Source organism: Citrobacter europaeus (assembly GCA_020099315.1).
GTDB lineage: Bacteria > Pseudomonadota > Gammaproteobacteria > Enterobacterales > Enterobacteriaceae > Citrobacter > Citrobacter europaeus.
The window spans coordinates 538,053-556,497 of sequence record CP083650.1 but is presented as its reverse complement, the minus strand read 5'-3'; the positions used below and the strand labels follow the sequence as shown (position 1 = coordinate 556,497).

Genomic DNA, 18,445 nt, shown 5'->3' with positions numbered 1-18,445 from the left:
TGAGTGTCGATGGTATGCGAAGGTGGCGGAATTGGTAGACGCGCTAGCTTCAGGTGTTAGTGTCCTTTCGGACGTGGGGGTTCAAGTCCCCCCCCTCGCACCATAATCCACGTTGATATTGCTCGCACTGGGCGAAGGTGGCGGAATTGGTAGACGCGCTAGCTTCAGGTGTTAGTGTCCTTAGGATGTGGGGGTTCGAGTCCCCCCCCTCGCACCAACGAGGCGATATCAAAAAAATAAGATAACTGTGCGAAGGTGGCGGAATTGGTAGACGCGCTAGCTTCAGGTGTTAGTGTCCTTAGGATGTGGGGGTTCGAGTCCCCCCCCTCGCACCAATTATCTTATTCCCCTCTCGGTTTTCTTCCCTGTTTTGTTCATCCCTGATTCCAGTTCATCATTATCAGAACAATGCCGCCGATCAGCGCCGCGCAAGAAGGCAACAACACAAAGTGCCGTAAACGCTTGTGGTACAACATGAGGGAAGTCAGAAGTAATCCTAATACAATCATCGCCTTCCATACGTAGACCGACAGGTCACTAAATGCCATCCCGGCAATAAGTATTCCCGGCAGCAGAACCCCCCATCCACTGCCCAGCGTACGTTGCAACATGGTATCACCTATGAAATTGATAATGATAACCAATATCATATGATAAATTTTCTCATTTGTCAGCTATGGGGCACTATCAATTATATGAGTTTTACTTAACGATTGATGACATAAATAATTTAAGGTGATAAATTGCTCGCCGGTTAGCTTTTCAACTAAAAACAATAAAAACCTCAGCGAATGTTACCCCGTTCGTTATTTGTTTTATTTACCAACACACCTTCGTACATTGCAGATAACTAACAATATTTACCTATGACAGTACAATCCTGGCGAACTCTGCGTACCAAAAAATACCAACTCTCTTTACGACTGTTTCTGCTGCTCAATGCAATCTCTGCACTGTTTACGCTTTTTTTCCCACTGTTTGCGGTGAAAGCTCTGTCTGTACCGGCACTGCTGATGCTCGTAATGAGTACATTGTTGCTGGCATGGCATGGGAAATATGCGGACAAAAGAATTAATCTCCCTTTTATTTCAATCGTTTTTGGCTTGCTATGGGCGTTACATATTTTCCTGAAATATAACGCGCTGGGTCATAATGATTATTATTTTCTATTGATCGCCCTTCTCAGCGTGCTGTTTATTGGATCTATCGCTTTTGCCAATAATATCATCGCGTTTACGCTTCACTCATTGCCATCCGTCGCCGTCTGTTTATGGCTGAACGGCAGCGAGCATGGTTTGCGAATTTTCTATTTTATGGCGCTGCCCATGGCCGGGATTGCCATCCAGCATGTAATACAAAAGCGCTACGATGGCTTCGCCCAACAGCTGATGTATAAACTGCTGGAAGAACGGGAAACCCTGAACGGACTCAGCATGCTCGACCCGCTGACCGGTTTGTACAATCGCCGGGGGCTGCAACACAGACTTGATACGCTGCTGGCCCTGAGTAATTCGAAGCACTACGTCCTGCTGCTGGATATCGACCATTTCAAAGCCTATAACGATCACTACGGGCATATGATGGGCGACCAGGCACTGATCCGGGTTTCTGCCGCGATTCGTGACTCCGTGCGTTCCCGGGACGTGGTGGCGCGCTTTGGCGGCGAAGAGTTTATGGTTCTGCTGACCGCAGTCGATCCCCAACAGGCCCAGGCAGCCGCCGAGCGCATTCGCCAGAAAGTGTACGACCTTAAAATTCCCCACATGTTTAATGAGAGCGTGGCAACTAACGTAACCGTTAGTATCGGCATTGCGCCTCTTGTTGAGCAGGATATTGAGGCCGCTATTGCCCGAGCGGATAAAGCCCTTTATGAGGCCAAGAACCTTGGGCGCAACAGCACGCTGGTCAGCGATGAACTACGGGTAAACTGCCCTTCTGCCTGAGCTATCTGTGCGGTGTCGCCCGAGATGGCGACAAAGATCTTGCCATCGCTCAACGCCAATTATAGGATTAGCAATCATTATCATTAAGATTAACATCCTTATATCGACATGGCTTATCGTTCCGCACCGATCGTTGAAGATGTCATCTGGCGTAGCCATCTCCCGGCAAAGATCCCCTCGCTGGCTGCTGCCGTACGCGCAACGATAGCCAAAACCCGTGAGCACCTGCTGGACTTCATTCGTCTGGACGAAACACCTGTGCCAGGTGCGATGACGCTGCATGAATGGACGCAACCCACGACGTTAAGTTCATTGCTGGCGGTTTATTCAGACCATATTTATCGCAATCAGCCCACGCTGACACGCGAAAATAAGCCGCTGATTTCTCTCTGGGCCCAGTGGTATATCGGCCTGATGATGCCTCCGCTCATGGTAGCTCTGCTGACGCAAAAAGAGGCTATCGATGTCTCTCCTGAACACATGCACGTAGAATTCCACGAAACGGGCCGTGCAGCCTGTTTCTGGATCGATGTGCATCAGGATCACCAGGCCACGGCCCTGTCTCCTCAACAACGTATGGAAACGCTGATTCTCACAGCGCTGACGCCGGTTGTGCAGGCGCTGGAAGCGACAGGCGAGATCAACGCGAAGCTTATCTGGAGTAATACGGGATACTTAATTCACTGGTACTTAACGGAAATGAAGCCGTTGTTAGGTGAAGAACTGTTGAACACGTTGCGCCAGACCTGCTTTTTTGAGAAACAACTCTCCTGCGGCCAGGATAACCCCCTGTGGCGTACCGTTGTTCCACGCGAGGGACTACTGGTGCGCAGAACCTGCTGCCAGCGCTATCGCCTGCCCGATGTTCAACAGTGCGGTGACTGCACGCTGAAGTAAGCGAGGAGCCGTAGCCCCCCGCCAACACTTTATGCAACCTGCTGACTTTCCTCTTCTATACGCTGCGCTTCTTCTTTTTCCTGCGCTAATAGCTGCTTTTCGTAAACCTTAAAGAATGGAAAGTAGATAACAGCAGACACCAGCGCCAGCAGAACAACCAGAATGGCCGCACGATAATCCCAGCCTAACGCCCATGCCGCGCCAACCGGTGCCGGGGCCGTCCAGGGAACGACTGAAATCACTCGCCCAATTAAATCCAGTTTCATCGCCGCCCACGCCAGTACCGCATTCACCATCGGGGCCAGCAAGAAAGGGATAAAGAACACAGGGTTCATGACTATCGGCGTACCGAAAATCACCGGTTCGTTAATGTTAAAAATGCTGGGGACCACGCTCAAACGTCCGATCGAGCGTAGATGGGCCGAGCGACTCCGCAGATAGCAAATCACCAACCCCATCGTCGCGCCGGAACCACCAACCACAATGAAGAACGTCCAGAATGCTTCCATAAAGATATGCGGTAAAGGCGCCCCCTGCGCCAGCGCCGACTGGTTCATCCCGAGATTGGTGAGCCAGAACATTTGCAGCATTCCCGACACAATTGCCGCGCCATGAATGCCGGCAAACCACAGCAGATGGCCGATCAGTACTGCCAAAAGTATCGCCGGGAGAGAATCTGCCGCCGACACCAGTGGTTTAAAGATGGCCATGATGGCCTGCGGGATCAGCATGTCAAACTGCGACTGAATCACCAGACTCAACGGGTACAGCGTCAGCACCACCACCAGCACCGGGATCAGCAGATCGAAGGAGTTTTTGATCATCGGCGGCACTTGATCGGGTAAACGAATGCCGATGTTGTGCGCCTTCAGGAAGCGCATCATTTCAACACAGTAAATGGCCACCAGGATAGCGGTGAAAATCCCCGTACCGCCCAGGCTATCAACCGGCATCGTGCCTTTGGTTTTCGGTGCAGCAATCAGTAAAAAAGCCATGATCGATAGCATCGCGCACATGAATGGATCTAACTGATGTGACTTCACATAGTGCTTGCCCAGGTTATACGCAATAGCCGCACAGATGTAGACCGACATAATCCCCATCGTCATATCAAACGGTGTAAGGATTTGGCCTTCAAACTGTTTCGCCATATCCAGCCACGCGCGGGCAAACCCCCAGGTCGTATCAGGAGAAAAAGGCGGGTAGGCAAAAACCAGCAAAAACGAGCCTACGATCATAAAGGGCATCGCCGAAATAAACCCATCGCGGATGGCCATCACATGACGTTGTGAAGAAATGCGTCCGGCAACAGGACTGACATAGTTTTCAACAAAGCGGAAAATTACATTAAACACAGCATGATTAGTAGACATAGCCGTTCTCCCGTTTCGCAAAACCCTGCAACCGTGCTGGCATTAACACCACCACGTAAAGCCCATTACTACTTTTCGCAACCGTGCCGGGAGGAACGCCAGCGCTACTGCATTTTGAGTTAAGTTTCATAGTTGGCTCTTATTATGTGATACAGAGGAAGTGACAACTTCAGTATTAATCGTCATTTCAGCATTCTGCAACCGGTTACTGTAACCGGTTTCTTTGATTGTGAAGAGGATCGAAAAACTGCCAATGTTGCCATGTTGTTACATTAAAATATTTACAGCGAGCTTGCCCCTATGACAAATTACGCCATGCGTTTTTCTGCTGTACGCAGCTGCCTGTAGGCGATTTGGAGAGAAGAATGAGTTTGCAATCAGTGCGCCAATTTTTAGCGCAACATGCACCAGATATTGAGATCATCGAATTAGATCAGAGTACCGCTACCGTCGATCTGGCAGCAAAAGCCCATAACGTCGAACCCGGTCAGATCGCGAAAACGCTTTCGTTGAAGGTCAAGAACGACATTATTCTGGTCGTCGCCAAAGGTGATGCCCGACTGGATAACAAAAAGCTAAAGAGTACGTTCGGCGCCAAGGCCCGTATGTTGAGTAGCGATGAGGTGGTGAACGCGACGGGTCATCCCGTTGGCGGCGTTTGCCCTTTCGGACTGGAAACGCCGATTGCGGTGTACTGCGACGTCTCGTTAAAGCATTACGCTGAAGTGCTTCCCGCCGCAGGCGCCATCCACAGCGCTGTTCGAATCACGCCGGAAAGGATGGCTGAGCTGACTTCCGCCACCTGGGTGGATGTGTGTCAGTGAGGCTTCATGCCCCGTGCCAGTAGCAAAACCCGGCACGGGGCGATCTGACATGACCCCTTAAGAAGCAGCCTGCAGGAAAGGCGCCGGTTCACCTGCACGCAGATACAACAGAATATCTGCCGCATCCAGCAGTCCGGCATCTGAGCTCACGCCAAGTTTCGACATCACATTAAATTTATGTGCCCGAATAGTTTTAATATTCCGCTCAAGCTGCACAGCAATCTGCGGCATTGAATAGCCATTCGACATAAAGCGCAGTATTTCGCGTTCTGTCGGACTGAGCATCCGGCTTTGATTGATATACCAATGGTTTTTCGAACCTTCGGTTCCTCGGCTGGAGCAATTCAGTGCCGTAAATAGCGCGTCCTGAAGTACCGTTAACGAGGAAGATTTACTCACAACACCATCTAGCGGCAAGGGTGACAGAGAGCCAATTAAGCGCGCCTCCGCATCATCATCGGCAATGACCACACGCTTGATGCGCGGAAAATTAATCGCCAGCTCAGTCAGATAGGCGAGTCCAGCTCTGCGATCGGTTCTGATTGCAGAGAGAGAGAAAATAACTGCCGAAAATGGCGTTTTTAACATCGCCTGACTAAAGGCTGGCTGATTAGAAAAAAGATGAAGTTTATATCGGTCATCCGGCATGGTATTAAATAAACTCTTAATACCCACACTACTCATCGCGCACTTTTCTACCAGTGCGACGTTTCTTTTGATGCTTCTGCTTTCCATTCCGTGGTCTCTCCATAAACTGAAGGTAAATTCAGTTCTCGCGATCCTTGAGAACTGTTTATCCATGCGTACATTTCTGCATTGCTGTGTATTGATAAGCGACGCATAGCGCTGTTCTTTTGGGCACTGATTGTTTTATTGCTTTTCTTCAGCAATGTCGCAATCTGATTAATTCCCCAACCTTTTCCCAGCAGTCTCAGCACTTTTCTCTCCGAGAGCGTAAGTACAATTGAGCGGGCGCTATGGTCTGCTAACTCTGGCATCACGGGCGGAGAGAGCAGCGACTTGCTAATTCTCTCAGCACGAGTATTTCCTGCGTGAATAACATTCACTAAACTTTCAATCGGCTCGGCATCAGATAACAGCGAACTGACAGGACACATCAGCAACTCAATGGCCAGAGGATAAAAAATACGGGAAACGAGAAATACCCAGTGAATATCACGGTATTGAGATAATAAAGAGTAATATTGTTCGCAGACTGAACGAGGGTGATTACAGTCTCCGGATAAATCAGCAACCACCAAATCAGCGCACCGCAGCTGCAACAATGTCAGTTCTTCAACGGAACGACAGTAGGTAAGTTCGTAATCAGCGAACTGCCCCTGCATTACACCTTTAAGTCCGGTTTGTACGATTGGTAATTTACTAATAATAATTGCGTTTTTGCGGCGTCCTGGCAACATATCTCCTCCACACTCACCAGTCCGTATTCGCACTTATTAAAAATTTCCTGATAAATTAAAAATATTAATTAACAGAAAACCTCTAAACAATAGACGAGGTGAATTGTTTATCCTTGGCTTTTATTCAAATATAAAGTAATGGCGCTACAATCCCAATAGCGTCAAACTATTGAACCATTATTACAAAATTACGCATAAATACATTCTATGTACAATTAAAAGAACTACAATAGAACATTAGCGTTGCTTACGTATTTGCCATCCTGATAAATAACACTACATTTTCATAAGCGTTGTCTTTATTGATAAGCAGGTAAGGCGTCCAGGCGCGTAAGACCTGCGTCTTTTTTCGACGCAAAGATTGATCTTAGCCAGAGCCAACAGGATCATGCTTCATGATAAAAAGAAGGCATCCTTCATGCAAAGAGATCCTTATCAGTCAGAGCGAGCCATGCAAACAGAGCAGTCGTCACAGCGAACGGTTACACGGTTATGTATTCAATGCGGTCTTTTTTTACTTCAGCATGGGGCAGAAAGCGCGCTGGTTGACGAGCTATCCACCCGCCTCGGGCTGGCGCTTGGCATGGACAGCGTAGAAAGCGCTATCTCCTCTAACGCTATCGTCCTGACCACCATTAAAGATGGGCAGTGCCTGACCTCAACGCGAAAAAATCAGGATCGCGGGATTAACATGCACGTCGTGACGGAGGTGCAGCACATCGTTATTCTGGCGGAACACAAACTGCTGGATATTAAAGGCGTTGAGAAACGCTTTAGCCAGATTAAACCGCTGCGCTATCCAAGATGGCTGGTCGCCTTGATGGTCGGCTTGTCCTGCGCCTGCTTTTGTAAACTCAATAACGGCGGATGGGATGGCGCGGTGATCACCTTTTTCGCCAGCATGGTGGCGATGTATATCCGCCAGATTCTGGCGTCCCGGCATTTGCACCCGCAAATCAACTTTTGCATCACCGCGTTTGTGGCGACCACGATTTCAGGCCTGCTACTGACGTTGCCGACGTTTAACCACACTCCAACCATCGCCATGGCCGCCAGCGTACTGCTGCTGGTTCCGGGCTTTCCGCTGATCAACTCCGTCGCGGATATGTTTAAGGGACACATTAATACCGGACTCGCCCGCTGGGCGATTGCCAGCCTGCTGACGCTGGCGACCTGCATTGGCGTCGTCATGTCGATGACCTTATGGGGGCTGCGCGGATGGGCGTGATCGATTTCATTTTGGTGCTGATACAGGACATGATCCTGTCGGCGATCCCGGCGCTCGGCTTTGCCATGGTATTTAACGTACCGCATCGGGCGCTCCCCTGGTGCGCGTTACTCGGCGCGCTTGGGCACGGTTCGCGAACGGTGATGATGAGCACAGGGTTTAATATCGAATGGTCGACCTTTATGGCGTCATTGCTGGTCGGCTGCATTGGGATCCAGTGGTCACGCTGGTATCTGGCGCATCCGAAAGTCTTTACGGTTGCGGCAGTGATCCCTATGTTCCCAGGGATCTCCGCCTACACAGCCATGATCTCGGCGGTAAAGATCGGTCATTTTGGCTACAGCGAAGCGCTGATGATCACCCTGTTGACCAATTTCCTCAAAGCCTCATCAATTGTCGGCGCGCTCTCCATCGGGCTGTCCGTTCCGGGATTATGGCTGTATCGCAAACGCCCGCGCGTGTAGCGGCACGCTTTTTTCGCACCTCGCAGAGAGGGGAATCGCCCCCTCATCTGCTGCTCTCCTTCTTCTCTGTGTTACTATAAAAGCAGTCCCCTTCTCGGTTGTTGTTCAGTATTGAGAAACATTATGCCCAGCAAAATTTTGACGCCGGACGTCACTAGCATTGACGCTTTACTACACGATCACCACGCGGTGCTGGCCAGGTCTGCAGGCGGTGCCGTAGCCGTTTTCGCCAATAACGCGCCAGCGTTTTACGCGGTGACGCCTGCGCGACTGGCCGAGTTGTTGGCGCTTGAAGAGAAGCTGTCACGCCCGGGAAGCGATGTGACGCTGGATGCACAATTTTATGAAGAGCCGCAAGCCGCCCCCGTTGCCGTACCAATGGGGAAATTTGCGATGTACGCTGACTGGCAGCCCGATGCTGACTTTCAGCGCCAGGCCGCCCTGTGGGGCGTGGCGTTAAGAGAACCGGTCACCGCTGAAGAACTGGCCTCATTTGTTGCCTACTGGCAGGCCGAAGGCAAAGTTTTTCACCATATTCAGTGGCAGCAAAAACTGGCGCGCAGTATCCAGATTGGCCGGGCCAGCAATGGCGGAATGCCGAAGCGCGATGTGAACAGCGTCAGCGAGCCTGACAACCATATACCACCGGGTTTTAGAGGATAACGATGAAAAACGTTGGCGACCTGATGAAACGTCTGCAAAAAATGATGCCGGCTAATGTCGAGCCAGCCTTTAAAACGGGCGAGGAGCTGCTGGCATGGCAAAAAGAGCAAGGTGAAATTCGTGCCGCAGCCCTGGCCCGCGAAAACCGGGCCATGAAAATGCAGCGCACTTTCAACCGTTCCGGGATCCGTCCGCTGCATCAGAACTGTTCGTTCGATAACTATCGGGTGGAGTGCGAGGGCCAGATGAACGCCCTGAGCAAAGCCCGTCAGTACGTTGAAGAGTTTGACGGCAATATCGCCAGCTTTATCTTCTCCGGCAAGCCCGGCACCGGTAAAAACCATCTGGCCGCCGCCATCTGCAACGAACTGCTGCTGCGCGGCAAGTCGGTGCTGATCATTACCGTGGCTGATATTATGTCGGCGATGAAAGAAACCTTCAGTAATCGTGAAACCAGCGAAGAACAGTTACTCAACGATCTGAGTAACGTGGATCTGCTGGTGATCGACGAGATCGGCATGCAAACCGAATCGCGCTACGAAAAAGTGATCATCAATCAGATCGTCGATCGCCGCTCGTCTTCAAAACGACCAACAGGCATGTTAACCAACAGTAATATGGATGAAATGAACAAACTGCTGGGCGAGCGGGTAATGGACCGCATGCGGCTTGGCAACAGCCTGTGGGTAATCTTTAACTGGGAAAGCTACCGTAGTCGGGTAACCGGTAAAGAGTATTAACGTATTAGGACCACTCCTAAGACTGCCAGCGCTATACTGCGCTGAAAAGGCATAACACGAGTTGCATATAATGATGAAAACACCCCAACGTCTGCTGTGCTGTGCGCTTGCCGCCAGCACGCTCATCTCCACCAGCGTTTTTGCTGCCTCCTGGCAGGATTCACTCTCCAGCGCGGCCAGCGAACTGAGCAAACAAAGCTCCGGCTCGCAGGGCAGCTCGTCGCTCTCTTCCCTGACCAGCCTGCTGAATGGCAGCAATCAGTCGCTGACTTCCAGCAGTATGAATAACGCCGCTGGGATCCTGGAATATTGCGCGAAACAGAAGCTGGCCTCGGTCACCGACACGCAAAACGTCAAAAACCAGGTGCTGGATAAACTGGGGCTCAGTGCTCCTGAGCAGAAGCAAGATACCAACTATATGGACGGTATTCAGGGCCTGCTCAACGCCAAAGATGGTCAACAACTGGACCTGAACACGATTGGCAATAGCTCGCTGGCGAAGCAGGTAAAAACCAAGGCCTGCGATCTGGTGTTAAAACAGGGTATGAACTTCATTTCCTGATGCACGACATGCCGCGTATTACCTGCGCGGCATCAATTTTTTACCCCATTACATTCACACGTCAAATAACCAGTAAATCCCCTGCAAAAAACACGCATATCTAAACCAATTCTGAATAACAACGTAATTTAATGTCACTACAATTGCAGCAATATAACATCGCTATTACATTGTGCTTTCCCCTAATGATTAGCCTGCCAGGCATGTGCCCGGTTTATTGAGGATCGACCGTTGTCAGAATTAATCTCCATCACTCTGTTTCTCGCTTCAGTGCTGATTTACGCCTGGAAAGCGGGTCGCAACACCTGGTGGTTTGCCGCCACGTTAACGGTGCTGGGGATTTTTATTGTCTTGAATATCACGCTGTACGCCAGTGACTATTTCACCGGCGACGGGATCAATGACGCGGTACTCTACACGCTGACCAACAGCCTGACCGGCGCGGGGATTGGAAAATATATTTTGCCAGGGGTCGGCATCGCGCTGGCGCTGACGACGGTTTTTGTCGCTCTCGGCTGGATCCTACGCCGCCGTCGCCATCATCCGCATCATGTGGGTTACAGTCTGCTGGCCCTGCTGCTGGCGCTGGCCTCCGTTGACGCCAGCCCGGCGTTTCACCAGATAACCGAACTGGTGAAGTCGCAGTCGCGCGATGGCGATCCGGATTTCCCAACGTATTATAAAGAGCCATCGAAAACCATTCCCAACCCCAAGCTGAACCTGGTTTATATCTACGGCGAAAGCCTCGAACGCACCTATTTTAACAATGACGCGTTCCCGGATCTGACCCCAGAACTCGGCGCGTTGAAAAATGAAGGTCTGGATTTCAGCAACACCATGCAGCTTCCGGGCACCGATTACACCATCGCTGGCATGGTCGCCTCCCAGTGCGGTATTCCGCTGTTTGCGCCATTTGAAGGCAACGCCTCGGCGTCGGTCTCAAGCTTTTTCCCCAACAATATCTGTCTGGGCGATATCCTGAAAAACTCCGGCTATCAGAACTACTTTGTGCAGGGGGCCAACCTGCGCTTTGCCGGCAAAGACGTGTTCCTGAAATCTCACGGCTTTGACCATCTGTACGGCGCAGAAGAGTTAAAAAGCGTGGTGGCAGACCCGGCCTATCGCAACGACTGGGGCTTCTACGACGATACCGTACTGGACGAAGCGTGGAAAAAATTCGAAGAGCTTTCGCGCTCGGGCCAGCGTTTTTCACTGTTTACGCTGACTGTGGATACCCATCATCCGGATGGATTTATCTCACGTAGCTGCAACCGTAAACGTTATGACATCGACGGGAAGGCCAACCAGTCGTTCAGCGCGGTCAGCTGCAGTCAGGAAAATATTGCCGAATTTATCAATAAAATCAAAGCATCGCCATGGTTTAAAGATACCGTAATCGTGGTTTCTTCCGATCATCTGGCGATGAACAACACCGCATGGAAGTATCTGAACAAGCAGGATCGCAACAACCTGTTCTTCGTGCTGCGCGGCGACCAGCCGCAGCAGGACACGCTGGCGGTGAAGCGTAACACGATGGATAACGGCGCAACGGTACTGGATATTCTCGGCGGCGATAACTTTATCGGCCTTGGCCGCAGCAGTTTGTCGAGCGAATCCGTGTCGGAAGTGTTCCTGAACATCAAAGAAAAAATGCTGGCGTGGAAGCCCGATATTATCCGTCTGTGGAATTTCCCGAAAGAGATGAAAGAGTTCACCGTCGACCAGGACAAAAACATGATCTCTTTCTCTGGTAGCCATTTCCGCCTGCCGCTGCTGCTGCGCGTGTCGGATAAACGCGTCGAGCCGCTGCCGGAAAGCGAATACTCGGCCCCGCTGCGCTTCCAGTTGGCGGATTTCGCCCCACGCGATAACTTCGTCTGGGTCGATCGCTGCTACAAAATGGCGCAGCTATGGGCGCCGGAGCTGGCGCTCTCTACCGACTGGTGCGTATCGCAGGGTCAGTTAGGTGGGCAGCAAATCGTGCAGCACGTTGACAAAGCCAAATGGAAAAGCAAAACCGTCTTTAAAGACACGGTGATCGACATGGAGCGCTACAAAGGTAACGTCGATACGCTGAAAATTGTCGATAACGACATTCGCTACAAAGCCGATAGCTTCGTCTTCAACGTGGCGGGCGCACCTGAAGAGGTCAAACAGTTTAGCGGCATATCACGCCCCGAATCCTGGGGACGCTGGTCCAATGCGCAGCTCAGTGAAGAGGTAAAAATCGAATACAAAGCGCCATTGCCGAAAAAATTCGATCTGGTCATCACCGCCAAAGCCTATGGTGATAACGCCAATCGTCCGATCCCCGTGCGCGTTGGCAACGAGGAACAGACGCTGGTGTTAGGCCATGACGTCAGCACCACCACCTTGCATTTTGATAACCCGGCGGATGCCAATACGCTGGTAATTGTCCCACCCGATCCGGTCGCCACCAACGAGGGCAATATTCTCGGCCACTCGCCGCGTAAGCTGGGGATCGGGATGGTTGAAATCAAAGTAGTAGCTCAGGGCTCTTAACATGATAGGCCTGATAGCGCTTCGCTTATCAGGCCTATCGTTAACCCCATTTATTGCCTGAAAAAAAACAGCGCCCAACACCACACCGGGCGCTGCATGGCAACCTTATTCCAGACCGTTCACCGCCTGGCGCATACCCTGCACCAGAATCATCTCGAGGTTAGCCGTCACCTGTCCGGCAAGCCCTGGCAGCAACGTTAAATCTTCACCCCAGTGCGCCGTATCGCCGAGCACGGCATCCACCAGTTCACCCAGCGTTAAATCATTGCCTACTCGCGGCCACAGGCTGGCATACAGGCTTACCCACTGTTCATCATCCTGTATCGGATAGCGTTCCCCGTCGCGCTCTGCACGATAAAACGCCAGCAGCGCAGCGAGGGCAAACGTTAACCGCACGGGCCAGCGCCCATTTCGCTGACCCGCCAGCAGCTGCGGCAAAATTCGGGTACGGAATTTAGTCATGCCGTTTAGCGCAATGGAAAGCAACTGGTGACGAATGTAAGGGTTCTGAAAACGCCCGCTTACCGCGTCGGCAAATTCTCGCAGTTCATCCGCCGGAAGATCCAATACCGGTATAATTTCCTCGCCAATCGCCCGCTCGACAAAGCGGTGCACATCGGCATCCTGCATCGCCTCACCGACGGTCTCCAGTCCGCACAGCCACGCCACCGGCACCAGCGCCGTATGCGCGCCATTGAGAATGGCGACCTTGCGCTCTTTGTACGGTTTGATATCGCTCACCACCCGGATGTTCAGCGGACACTGCACCAGCTTCAGCTCCTCTGCCAGCCACTGCGGCCCCTGGATCACAAACAGGTAAAAATGCTCCGCGGTATCGAGAAACGCATCGTGATAGCCAAGCGTCGCTTCCAGCGCGGCAGCTTCTTCACGCGGGTAGCCAGTAACAATGCGGTCGACCAGCGTCGAACAGAAGGTGTTCGCCGTTTCCACCCAATCAGCAAACGACGGAGGAAGCTGCCACTCCTGCGCATATCGCAGCACCAGCGTTTTGAGCGCCTCACCGTTATAGTCGATCAGTTCGCAGGGGATAATCACCCAGCCCTTATCCACCGCCCCCGCAAAATGGTTAAAGCGCTCCAGCAGCAGTCGCGTCAGTTTGGCCGGAAAACTCACCGGCGGGGCATCATTCACGCAGTCTGCCGCGTGATAGCTAATTCCGGCTTCAGTGGTATTCGAAAACACAAATCGGATGTCCGCATTGTGCGCCAGCGCCAGATACGCCGCGAAATCCTGGTACGGATTGATTTCGTTATTCACCGAACGGATAAGCCGCGCTTCGCTCACCGCTTCGCCCTGCTCGTTAAGCCCGCGTATCAGCGTGGTATACAGCCCGTCCTGGGTATTCAGCGACGGCGGAAAATCAGTATTGATCGGGCGAACGATGGTCACGCCAGCATTCAGAGTGGTGTGCTCGTTGAGGATATCCAGTTGCCAGTCGATAAACGCCCGCAGGAAGTTTCCTTCACCAAACTGGATCACGCGCGTTGGGTAGCTGGCCCCCGGAAAATCACGTCGATTCAATGTGTTCATCGCAATTACCCTCTCAGAACGTGATCACGCCTTTAATCAGCTCACGGTTGTTAATAACATCCCGCTCGTAGATTTCTGCCAGTGTGGCAAACGCGTAACGGTGCGTGAGCATCATGTCGGCGGTCAGTTTGCCTTCCGACATCAGACGGCCCACTTTGGCGAAATCTTCCGGCGTGGCGTTGCGACTGCCCATCATGGTGGTCTCTTTCTTGTGGAACTCAGGGTCAGAGAACTGCAAATCACCTTTGAACAGCCCAACAAAAACGATGCTGCCGCCATGGCGAATCAAATTCACCGTGTTGTTCATCGCATGCTGGTTTCCCGTGGCATCAATGACCTTTTGCGCCAGCGAACCGCCAAACTGAGCGCGCAGCTGCGCATCAAAATCTTCAGCGGATGGGTCGATAACCGGGAGTCCCAACCGGGAAGACACGTGCTCCCGACGCGCGGGACTGGTATCGGCGACCACCACCTGTGCGCCATCGGCTTTGGCAATCGCCGCTGCGCCCAGACCAATCGGACCAGCACCGACCACCAGCACCTGCTCACCTGGCGCCACCGCCGCCCGACGTACCGCATGCGCGCTGATGGCGTAAGGCTCAATCAGCGCCGCCGCCTGCGGGTCAATCCCCTGCGCGTCCAGTAAGTTGGTCACCGGAACGGACAGATATTCACTGAAACCACCATCCTGATGTACGCCAATCACCGAAATCTTCTCGCAGCAGTTGGTACGTCCGCTCAGGCATGCCGGACACTGCTGGCAGGCCACGTAAGGAATAACCGCCACCTGCTGACCATTTTTCAGATTCTGTATATTTTTTCCCAGCCCGACAATTTCCCCACATATTTCATGACCTAATACACGTGGGTAGCTGAAAAAAGGCTGATTGCCGCCCCAGGCATGAATATCGGTACCACAAATCCCTACCGATTTAATTTTTATTAATGCTTCGCCCTCACCCGGAATAGGTATTTCGCGTTCTTTCCAGACTAATTTTTTAGGTTCCTGGCAAATCAACGTATTCATCGTAGACATGATTCTGCTCTCCTGTTTTTTTGTTGCCTCAGATATCAACGAAAATAAAAAAGCCGGAGAAAGCAGAAACACAATCTGTGAATTCCAACGCATAAAAATGTTTTAAATCGGGTTTTAATAGGCAAAAAGGAGAAACCATGAGCCGTTCGCAGAACTTACGTCACAATGTGATTAACCAGATTATCGATGATATGGCGCGTGGTCATATCCCTTCCCCTCTCCCATCGCAAAGCGCATTGGCGGAGATGTACAACATCAGCCGCACCACAGTGCGCCATATGCTGAGCCACTTAGGCGAGTGCGGCGTGCTGACCCAGGTCGGCAGCCACTATGTCATCGTGCGTAAACCCGACCATGACGACGGTTTTGCCTGCACCACCGCCTCCATGACCGAGCAAAACCGGATTTTTGAGCAGGCGTTTTTCACCATGATCAACCAGCGCCAGCTGCGTGCAGGCGAGAGCTTCTCCGAACTGCAGCTTGCCAGAGCCGCGGGCGTCAGTCCGGTAGTCGTACGGGAATATCTTTTAAAATTCGAACGTTACAACCTGATCAAAAACGAAAAACGCGGTCAGTGGAGCATGAAGCAGTTCGATCAGGCCTATGCGGAGCAGCTGTTTGAACTCAGAGAAATGTTGGAAACCCATTCCCTGCAGCATTTCCTCAATCTGCCCGATGATGACCCGCGCTGGCTGCAGGCTAAAACGCTGCTGGAACGCCACCGGATCCTGCGCGACAGCATCGGCAGCAGCTTTCGTATGTTCTCGCAGTTAGACCGTGAGTTTCATGCCTTGCTGCTCTCTGCTGCCGATAATATATTTTTCAATCAATCACTTGAAATCATCTCCGTGATTTTCCACTTCCACTATCAGTGGGATGAGAGCGACCTCAAACAACGCAACATCATTGCCATCGATGAACATATGACCATCCTCAGCGCGCTGATCTGTCGCAGCGACCTGGATGCCACCCTGGCGCTCTGTAACCATTTGAATTCAGCCAAACAATCGATGATTCGCTCCATCAACCAGAGTCATAGCGCCGCCCATTAAGTACCGATAAAAAACAGCAAACCATTACCGGGAGCACGATTTTATAAAAATAAAAACGCCTGAAAAATACCTCTTGCCTATGCTCACGCTAAGTCGACTGCATTAAAAACTTTTGTGAGCGGTGATGAGCGAATTGATTCATCACTGGTATTTTTTTCAATACTGCACAGCCCCGGCTGTGTGAAAAATAAATTATTGAGGTTCAGGAGTCCGGCGTGGAAAAAAATAATATTACCCTCGACCCGAGTTCTTCGTTTGGCACGTCGTCATCTGCGGATATTAATGTTCCGCCTGAGGGCATGGTGCAACGCAGTAGCCGAATAAAACGTATTCAGACCACAGCAATGATTTTATTATTTTTTGCTGCGGTGATTAATTACCTAGACCGCAGTTCATTATCGGTCGCCAACTTAACAATTCGGGAAGAACTGGGGCTGAGCGCCACGCAAATCGGCGTCCTGCTGTCGGTCTTCTCTCTCGCTTACGGTATTGCGCAACTGCCCTGCGGCCCGCTGCTGGATCGTAAAGGTCCGCGCATTATGTTAGGACTCGGGATGTTCTTCTGGTCGCTGTTTCAGGCGATGTCCGGCATGGTGCACAGCTTCACACAGTTTGTGCTGGTGCGTATCGGGATGGGGATTGGCGAAGCGCCGATGAACCCATGCGGCGTAAAGGTGATCAACGACTGGTTTAACATCAAAGAGCGTGGTCGCCCGATGGGGTTGTTTAACGCCGCCTCGACCATCGGGGTTGCCATTAGCCCGCCGATTCTGGCCGCCATGATGCTGGTAATGGGCTGGCGCTGGATGTTTATTACCATCGGCGTGCTGGGTATTTTCCTCGCCATCGGCTGGTACATGCTGTATCGCAACCGCGAGCAAATTGAGTTGAGCGCCACGGAACAAGCGTACCTGAACGCCGGCAGCGTCAATGCCCGCCGCGATCCGCTGAGCTTTGCCGAATGGCGCAGCCTGTTTCGCAACCGTACTATGTGGGGCATGATGCTGGGCTTTAGCGGCATCAACTATACCGCATGGCTATACCTGGCCTGGCTGCCGGGCTACCTACAGACCTCCTACAACCTGGATTTAAAAAGCACCGGCTTAATGGCGGCGATCCCGTTCTTGTTTGGCGCAGCCGGCATGCTGATTAACGGTTTTGTCACCGACTGGCTGGTAAAAGGCGGTATGGCGCCGATTAAGAGCCGTAAGATTTGTATTATCGCCGGGATGTTCTGCTCAGCAGCCTTCACCTTCGTCGTGCCGCAGGCCACAACGTCGATGGCCGCCGTGTTACTGATCGGTATGGCGCTGTTCTGTATCCACTTCGCCGGCACCTCGTGCTGGGGCCTGATCCACGTCGCCGTCGCCTCACGCATGACTGCTTCCGTGGGCAGTATCCAGAACTTTGCCAGTTTTATCTGCGCGTCGTTTGCGCCGATCGTCACCGGATTTATTGTTGATACCACCAACTCTTTCCGTCTGGCGCTGATCATCTGCGGCTGCGTCACCATGGTGGGCGCCCTCGCCTACATCTTCCTGGTTCGCCAACCCATCAGCGATCCGCGTAAAGATTAATCCTTCAGATGCCCGATAACACCACGCTTATCGGGCATGTTATGCTCCTCGTATGAACATCACCTTGCGCACGACTACTCTGGCAGACACTGCCGCTCTTCCCGCCATCGAACGATCTGCGGGGCAACGTTTTTTACTTATCCCCGAACTGGCGTGGATTGCTGACGACCAGATTATATCGGCTGCTCAACATCGGGCATTTGCCGCCGCAGGCATGAGCTGGCTGGCGCTGGTCGATGCGCGTCCGGTCGGTTTTTTGGTTGCCGAAGCGCTGGGGTCATCGCTGTTTATTGCTGAACTTTCACTGCATCTGGAGTGGCAGGGAAAAGGAATTGGCCGCAGATTGCTTGACTATGTTGCCAAACAGGCGCGTGAGAAAGGTTATACGTCGCTCACGCTGACCACCTTCCGCGGTGTGCCGTGGAATGCGCCATTGTACGCGCGACTGGGATTTGAAATGCTGGCTGACGAGACGCTTTCGCCGGAATTGCGCGAAAAAAGAGCTGAAGAAGCGGCGCACGGGCAGACGTACGAACTACGCTGCGCCATGCGCCTGATGTTGCGTTGATTGCCCGATGGCAACTACGTAAC

18 protein-coding genes and 3 tRNA genes are annotated in these 18,445 nt (G+C 52.0%); 15 read left to right on the top strand and 6 right to left on the bottom strand.

What is annotated here, in order from left to right; all coding sequences use genetic code 11:
- Positions 1 to 16: 16 nt before the first annotated feature.
- The 3 genes from LA337_02665 (at position 17) to LA337_02655 (ending at position 335) form a co-directional block, all read left to right on the top strand.
- Positions 17 to 103 (top strand) — tRNA-Leu (locus tag LA337_02665).
- Positions 104 to 131: 28 nt separating this feature from the next.
- Positions 132 to 217: transfer RNA gene (locus LA337_02660), tRNA-Leu, on the top strand.
- A gap of 32 nt (positions 218 to 249) precedes the next feature.
- Positions 250 to 335: transfer RNA gene (locus LA337_02655), tRNA-Leu, on the top strand.
- Positions 336 to 374: 39 nt separating this feature from the next.
- On the opposite strand, the gene LA337_02650 is transcribed toward LA337_02655, so the two are convergent.
- A complete protein-coding gene (locus tag LA337_02650; GenBank protein ID UBI16613.1) occupies positions 375 to 650 on the bottom strand; it encodes a DUF1435 domain-containing protein in 276 nt (91 codons plus the stop codon).
- A gap of 216 nt (positions 651 to 866) precedes the next feature.
- Between LA337_02650 and LA337_02645 the strand changes: the two genes are divergently transcribed.
- Positions 867 to 1,943 carry a GGDEF domain-containing protein gene (locus LA337_02645; protein UBI16612.1) on the top strand — a complete coding sequence of 359 codons (1,077 nt, stop codon included), beginning with the start codon at positions 867 to 869 and terminating at the stop codon, positions 1,941 to 1,943.
- 108 nt (positions 1,944 to 2,051) lie between these two features.
- Positions 2,052 to 2,840, top strand: coding sequence for a siderophore-iron reductase FhuF (fhuF, locus tag LA337_02640; GenBank protein ID UBI16611.1), 789 nt, complete (start codon positions 2,052 to 2,054; stop codon positions 2,838 to 2,840).
- A gap of 29 nt (positions 2,841 to 2,869) precedes the next feature.
- Here the strand turns inward: fhuF and LA337_02635 are convergent, their stop codons facing one another.
- The gene (locus tag LA337_02635) at positions 2,870 to 4,213 is read right to left on the bottom strand and encodes a PTS sugar transporter subunit IIC (protein ID UBI16610.1); all 1,344 of its coding nucleotides are present in this window, start codon (positions 4,211 to 4,213) and stop codon (positions 2,870 to 2,872) included.
- A gap of 365 nt (positions 4,214 to 4,578) precedes the next feature.
- Here LA337_02635 and LA337_02630 point away from each other — a divergent pair, with 365 nt between their 5' ends.
- The gene (locus tag LA337_02630) at positions 4,579 to 5,037 is read left to right on the top strand and encodes a YbaK/EbsC family protein (GenBank protein ID UBI16609.1); all 459 of its coding nucleotides are present in this window, start codon (positions 4,579 to 4,581) and stop codon (positions 5,035 to 5,037) included.
- A 57-nt stretch (positions 5,038 to 5,094) separates the two neighbouring features.
- Here the strand turns inward: LA337_02630 and bglJ are convergent, their stop codons facing one another.
- Entirely contained in the window at positions 5,095 to 5,772 is a 678-nt protein-coding gene (bglJ, locus tag LA337_02625) for a DNA-binding transcriptional activator BglJ (GenBank protein UBI18390.1), read from the bottom strand.
- Positions 5,733 to 6,458: a response regulator transcription factor gene (locus LA337_02620; GenBank protein ID UBI16608.1), complete on the bottom strand. Its 726-nt coding sequence runs from the start codon at positions 6,456 to 6,458 to the stop codon at positions 5,733 to 5,735. The genes bglJ and LA337_02620 overlap by 40 nt, the downstream gene beginning before the upstream one ends.
- 451 nt (positions 6,459 to 6,909) lie before the next feature.
- Here LA337_02620 and LA337_02615 point away from each other — a divergent pair, with 451 nt between their 5' ends.
- The 6 genes from LA337_02615 (at position 6,910) to opgB (ending at position 12,638) form a co-directional block, all read left to right on the top strand.
- Positions 6,910 to 7,686 (top strand): threonine/serine exporter ThrE family protein, encoded by a 777-nt coding sequence (locus tag LA337_02615; protein ID UBI18389.1) that lies wholly within the window; start codon positions 6,910 to 6,912, stop codon positions 7,684 to 7,686.
- On the top strand, positions 7,677 to 8,150 hold the full coding sequence (locus tag LA337_02610) for a threonine/serine exporter (GenBank protein ID UBI16607.1): 474 nt from the start codon (positions 7,677 to 7,679) through the stop codon (positions 8,148 to 8,150). Before LA337_02615 ends, LA337_02610 begins: the two co-directional genes overlap by 10 nt.
- 123 nt (positions 8,151 to 8,273) lie before the next feature.
- The gene (dnaT, locus tag LA337_02605) at positions 8,274 to 8,813 is read left to right on the top strand and encodes a primosomal protein DnaT (GenBank protein UBI16606.1); all 540 of its coding nucleotides are present in this window, start codon (positions 8,274 to 8,276) and stop codon (positions 8,811 to 8,813) included.
- Positions 8,814 to 8,815: 2 nt separating this feature from the next.
- On the top strand, positions 8,816 to 9,553 hold the full coding sequence (dnaC, locus tag LA337_02600) for a DNA replication protein DnaC (GenBank protein ID UBI16605.1): 738 nt from the start codon (positions 8,816 to 8,818) through the stop codon (positions 9,551 to 9,553).
- Positions 9,554 to 9,623: 70 nt separating this feature from the next.
- A complete protein-coding gene (locus LA337_02595; protein UBI16604.1) occupies positions 9,624 to 10,115 on the top strand; it encodes a DUF2501 domain-containing protein in 492 nt (163 codons plus the stop codon).
- 231 nt (positions 10,116 to 10,346) lie between these two features.
- Entirely contained in the window at positions 10,347 to 12,638 is a 2,292-nt protein-coding gene (gene opgB, locus LA337_02590; protein UBI16603.1) for a phosphatidylglycerol--membrane-oligosaccharide glycerophosphotransferase, read from the top strand.
- A 105-nt stretch (positions 12,639 to 12,743) separates the two neighbouring features.
- Here opgB and LA337_02585 read toward each other — a convergent pair whose 3' ends face one another.
- A complete protein-coding gene (locus tag LA337_02585; GenBank protein ID UBI16602.1) occupies positions 12,744 to 14,189 on the bottom strand; it encodes a tagaturonate reductase in 1,446 nt (481 codons plus the stop codon).
- A gap of 13 nt (positions 14,190 to 14,202) precedes the next feature.
- On the bottom strand, positions 14,203 to 15,225 hold the full coding sequence (locus tag LA337_02580; protein UBI16601.1) for a zinc-binding alcohol dehydrogenase family protein: 1,023 nt from the start codon (positions 15,223 to 15,225) through the stop codon (positions 14,203 to 14,205).
- Between the two features lie 137 nt (positions 15,226 to 15,362).
- Here LA337_02580 and LA337_02575 point away from each other — a divergent pair, with 137 nt between their 5' ends.
- The 3 genes from LA337_02575 to LA337_02565 all read left to right on the top strand — a co-directional run bounded on the left by LA337_02575 (position 15,363) and on the right by LA337_02565 (position 18,422).
- Positions 15,363 to 16,277: a GntR family transcriptional regulator gene (locus LA337_02575; GenBank protein UBI16600.1), complete on the top strand. Its 915-nt coding sequence runs from the start codon at positions 15,363 to 15,365 to the stop codon at positions 16,275 to 16,277.
- A 215-nt stretch (positions 16,278 to 16,492) separates the two neighbouring features.
- Positions 16,493 to 17,854, top strand: a complete 1,362-nt coding sequence (locus LA337_02570) for an MFS transporter (GenBank protein ID UBI16599.1) — start codon at positions 16,493 to 16,495, stop codon at positions 17,852 to 17,854.
- Positions 17,855 to 17,906: 52 nt separating this feature from the next.
- Complete coding sequence (locus LA337_02565) at positions 17,907 to 18,422, top strand: GNAT family N-acetyltransferase (protein ID UBI16598.1); 516 nt, start codon at positions 17,907 to 17,909, stop codon at positions 18,420 to 18,422.
- The last annotated feature ends 23 nt before the right edge of the window (positions 18,423 to 18,445 follow it).

Excerpts from the sequence above, each read along its gene's own strand:
- LA337_02610 (UBI16607.1), top strand. The coding sequence starts at position 7,677 with ATGGGCGTGATCGATTTCATTTTGGTGCTGATACAGGACATGATCCTG.
- LA337_02580 (UBI16601.1), bottom strand. The coding sequence starts at position 15,225 with ATGTCTACGATGAATACGTTGATTTGCCAGGAACCTAAAAAATTAGTC.
- LA337_02645 (UBI16612.1), top strand. The coding sequence starts at position 867 with ATGACAGTACAATCCTGGCGAACTCTGCGTACCAAAAAATACCAACTC.
- LA337_02565 (UBI16598.1), top strand. The coding sequence starts at position 17,907 with ATGAACATCACCTTGCGCACGACTACTCTGGCAGACACTGCCGCTCTT.
- LA337_02575 (UBI16600.1), top strand. The coding sequence starts at position 15,363 with ATGAGCCGTTCGCAGAACTTACGTCACAATGTGATTAACCAGATTATC.
- fhuF (UBI16611.1), top strand. The coding sequence starts at position 2,052 with ATGGCTTATCGTTCCGCACCGATCGTTGAAGATGTCATCTGGCGTAGC.
- bglJ (UBI18390.1), bottom strand. The coding sequence starts at position 5,772 with ATGGAAAGCAGAAGCATCAAAAGAAACGTCGCACTGGTAGAAAAGTGC.
- LA337_02585 (UBI16602.1), bottom strand. The coding sequence starts at position 14,189 with ATGAACACATTGAATCGACGTGATTTTCCGGGGGCCAGCTACCCAACG.
- LA337_02595 (UBI16604.1), top strand. The coding sequence starts at position 9,624 with ATGATGAAAACACCCCAACGTCTGCTGTGCTGTGCGCTTGCCGCCAGC.
- dnaC (UBI16605.1), top strand. The coding sequence starts at position 8,816 with ATGAAAAACGTTGGCGACCTGATGAAACGTCTGCAAAAAATGATGCCG.
- LA337_02630 (UBI16609.1), top strand. The coding sequence starts at position 4,579 with ATGAGTTTGCAATCAGTGCGCCAATTTTTAGCGCAACATGCACCAGAT.
- LA337_02635 (UBI16610.1), bottom strand. The coding sequence starts at position 4,213 with ATGTCTACTAATCATGCTGTGTTTAATGTAATTTTCCGCTTTGTTGAA.
- LA337_02620 (UBI16608.1), bottom strand. The coding sequence starts at position 6,458 with ATGTTGCCAGGACGCCGCAAAAACGCAATTATTATTAGTAAATTACCA.
- LA337_02650 (UBI16613.1), bottom strand. The coding sequence starts at position 650 with ATGATATTGGTTATCATTATCAATTTCATAGGTGATACCATGTTGCAA.
- LA337_02615 (UBI18389.1), top strand. The coding sequence starts at position 6,910 with ATGCAAACAGAGCAGTCGTCACAGCGAACGGTTACACGGTTATGTATT.
- dnaT (UBI16606.1), top strand. The coding sequence starts at position 8,274 with ATGCCCAGCAAAATTTTGACGCCGGACGTCACTAGCATTGACGCTTTA.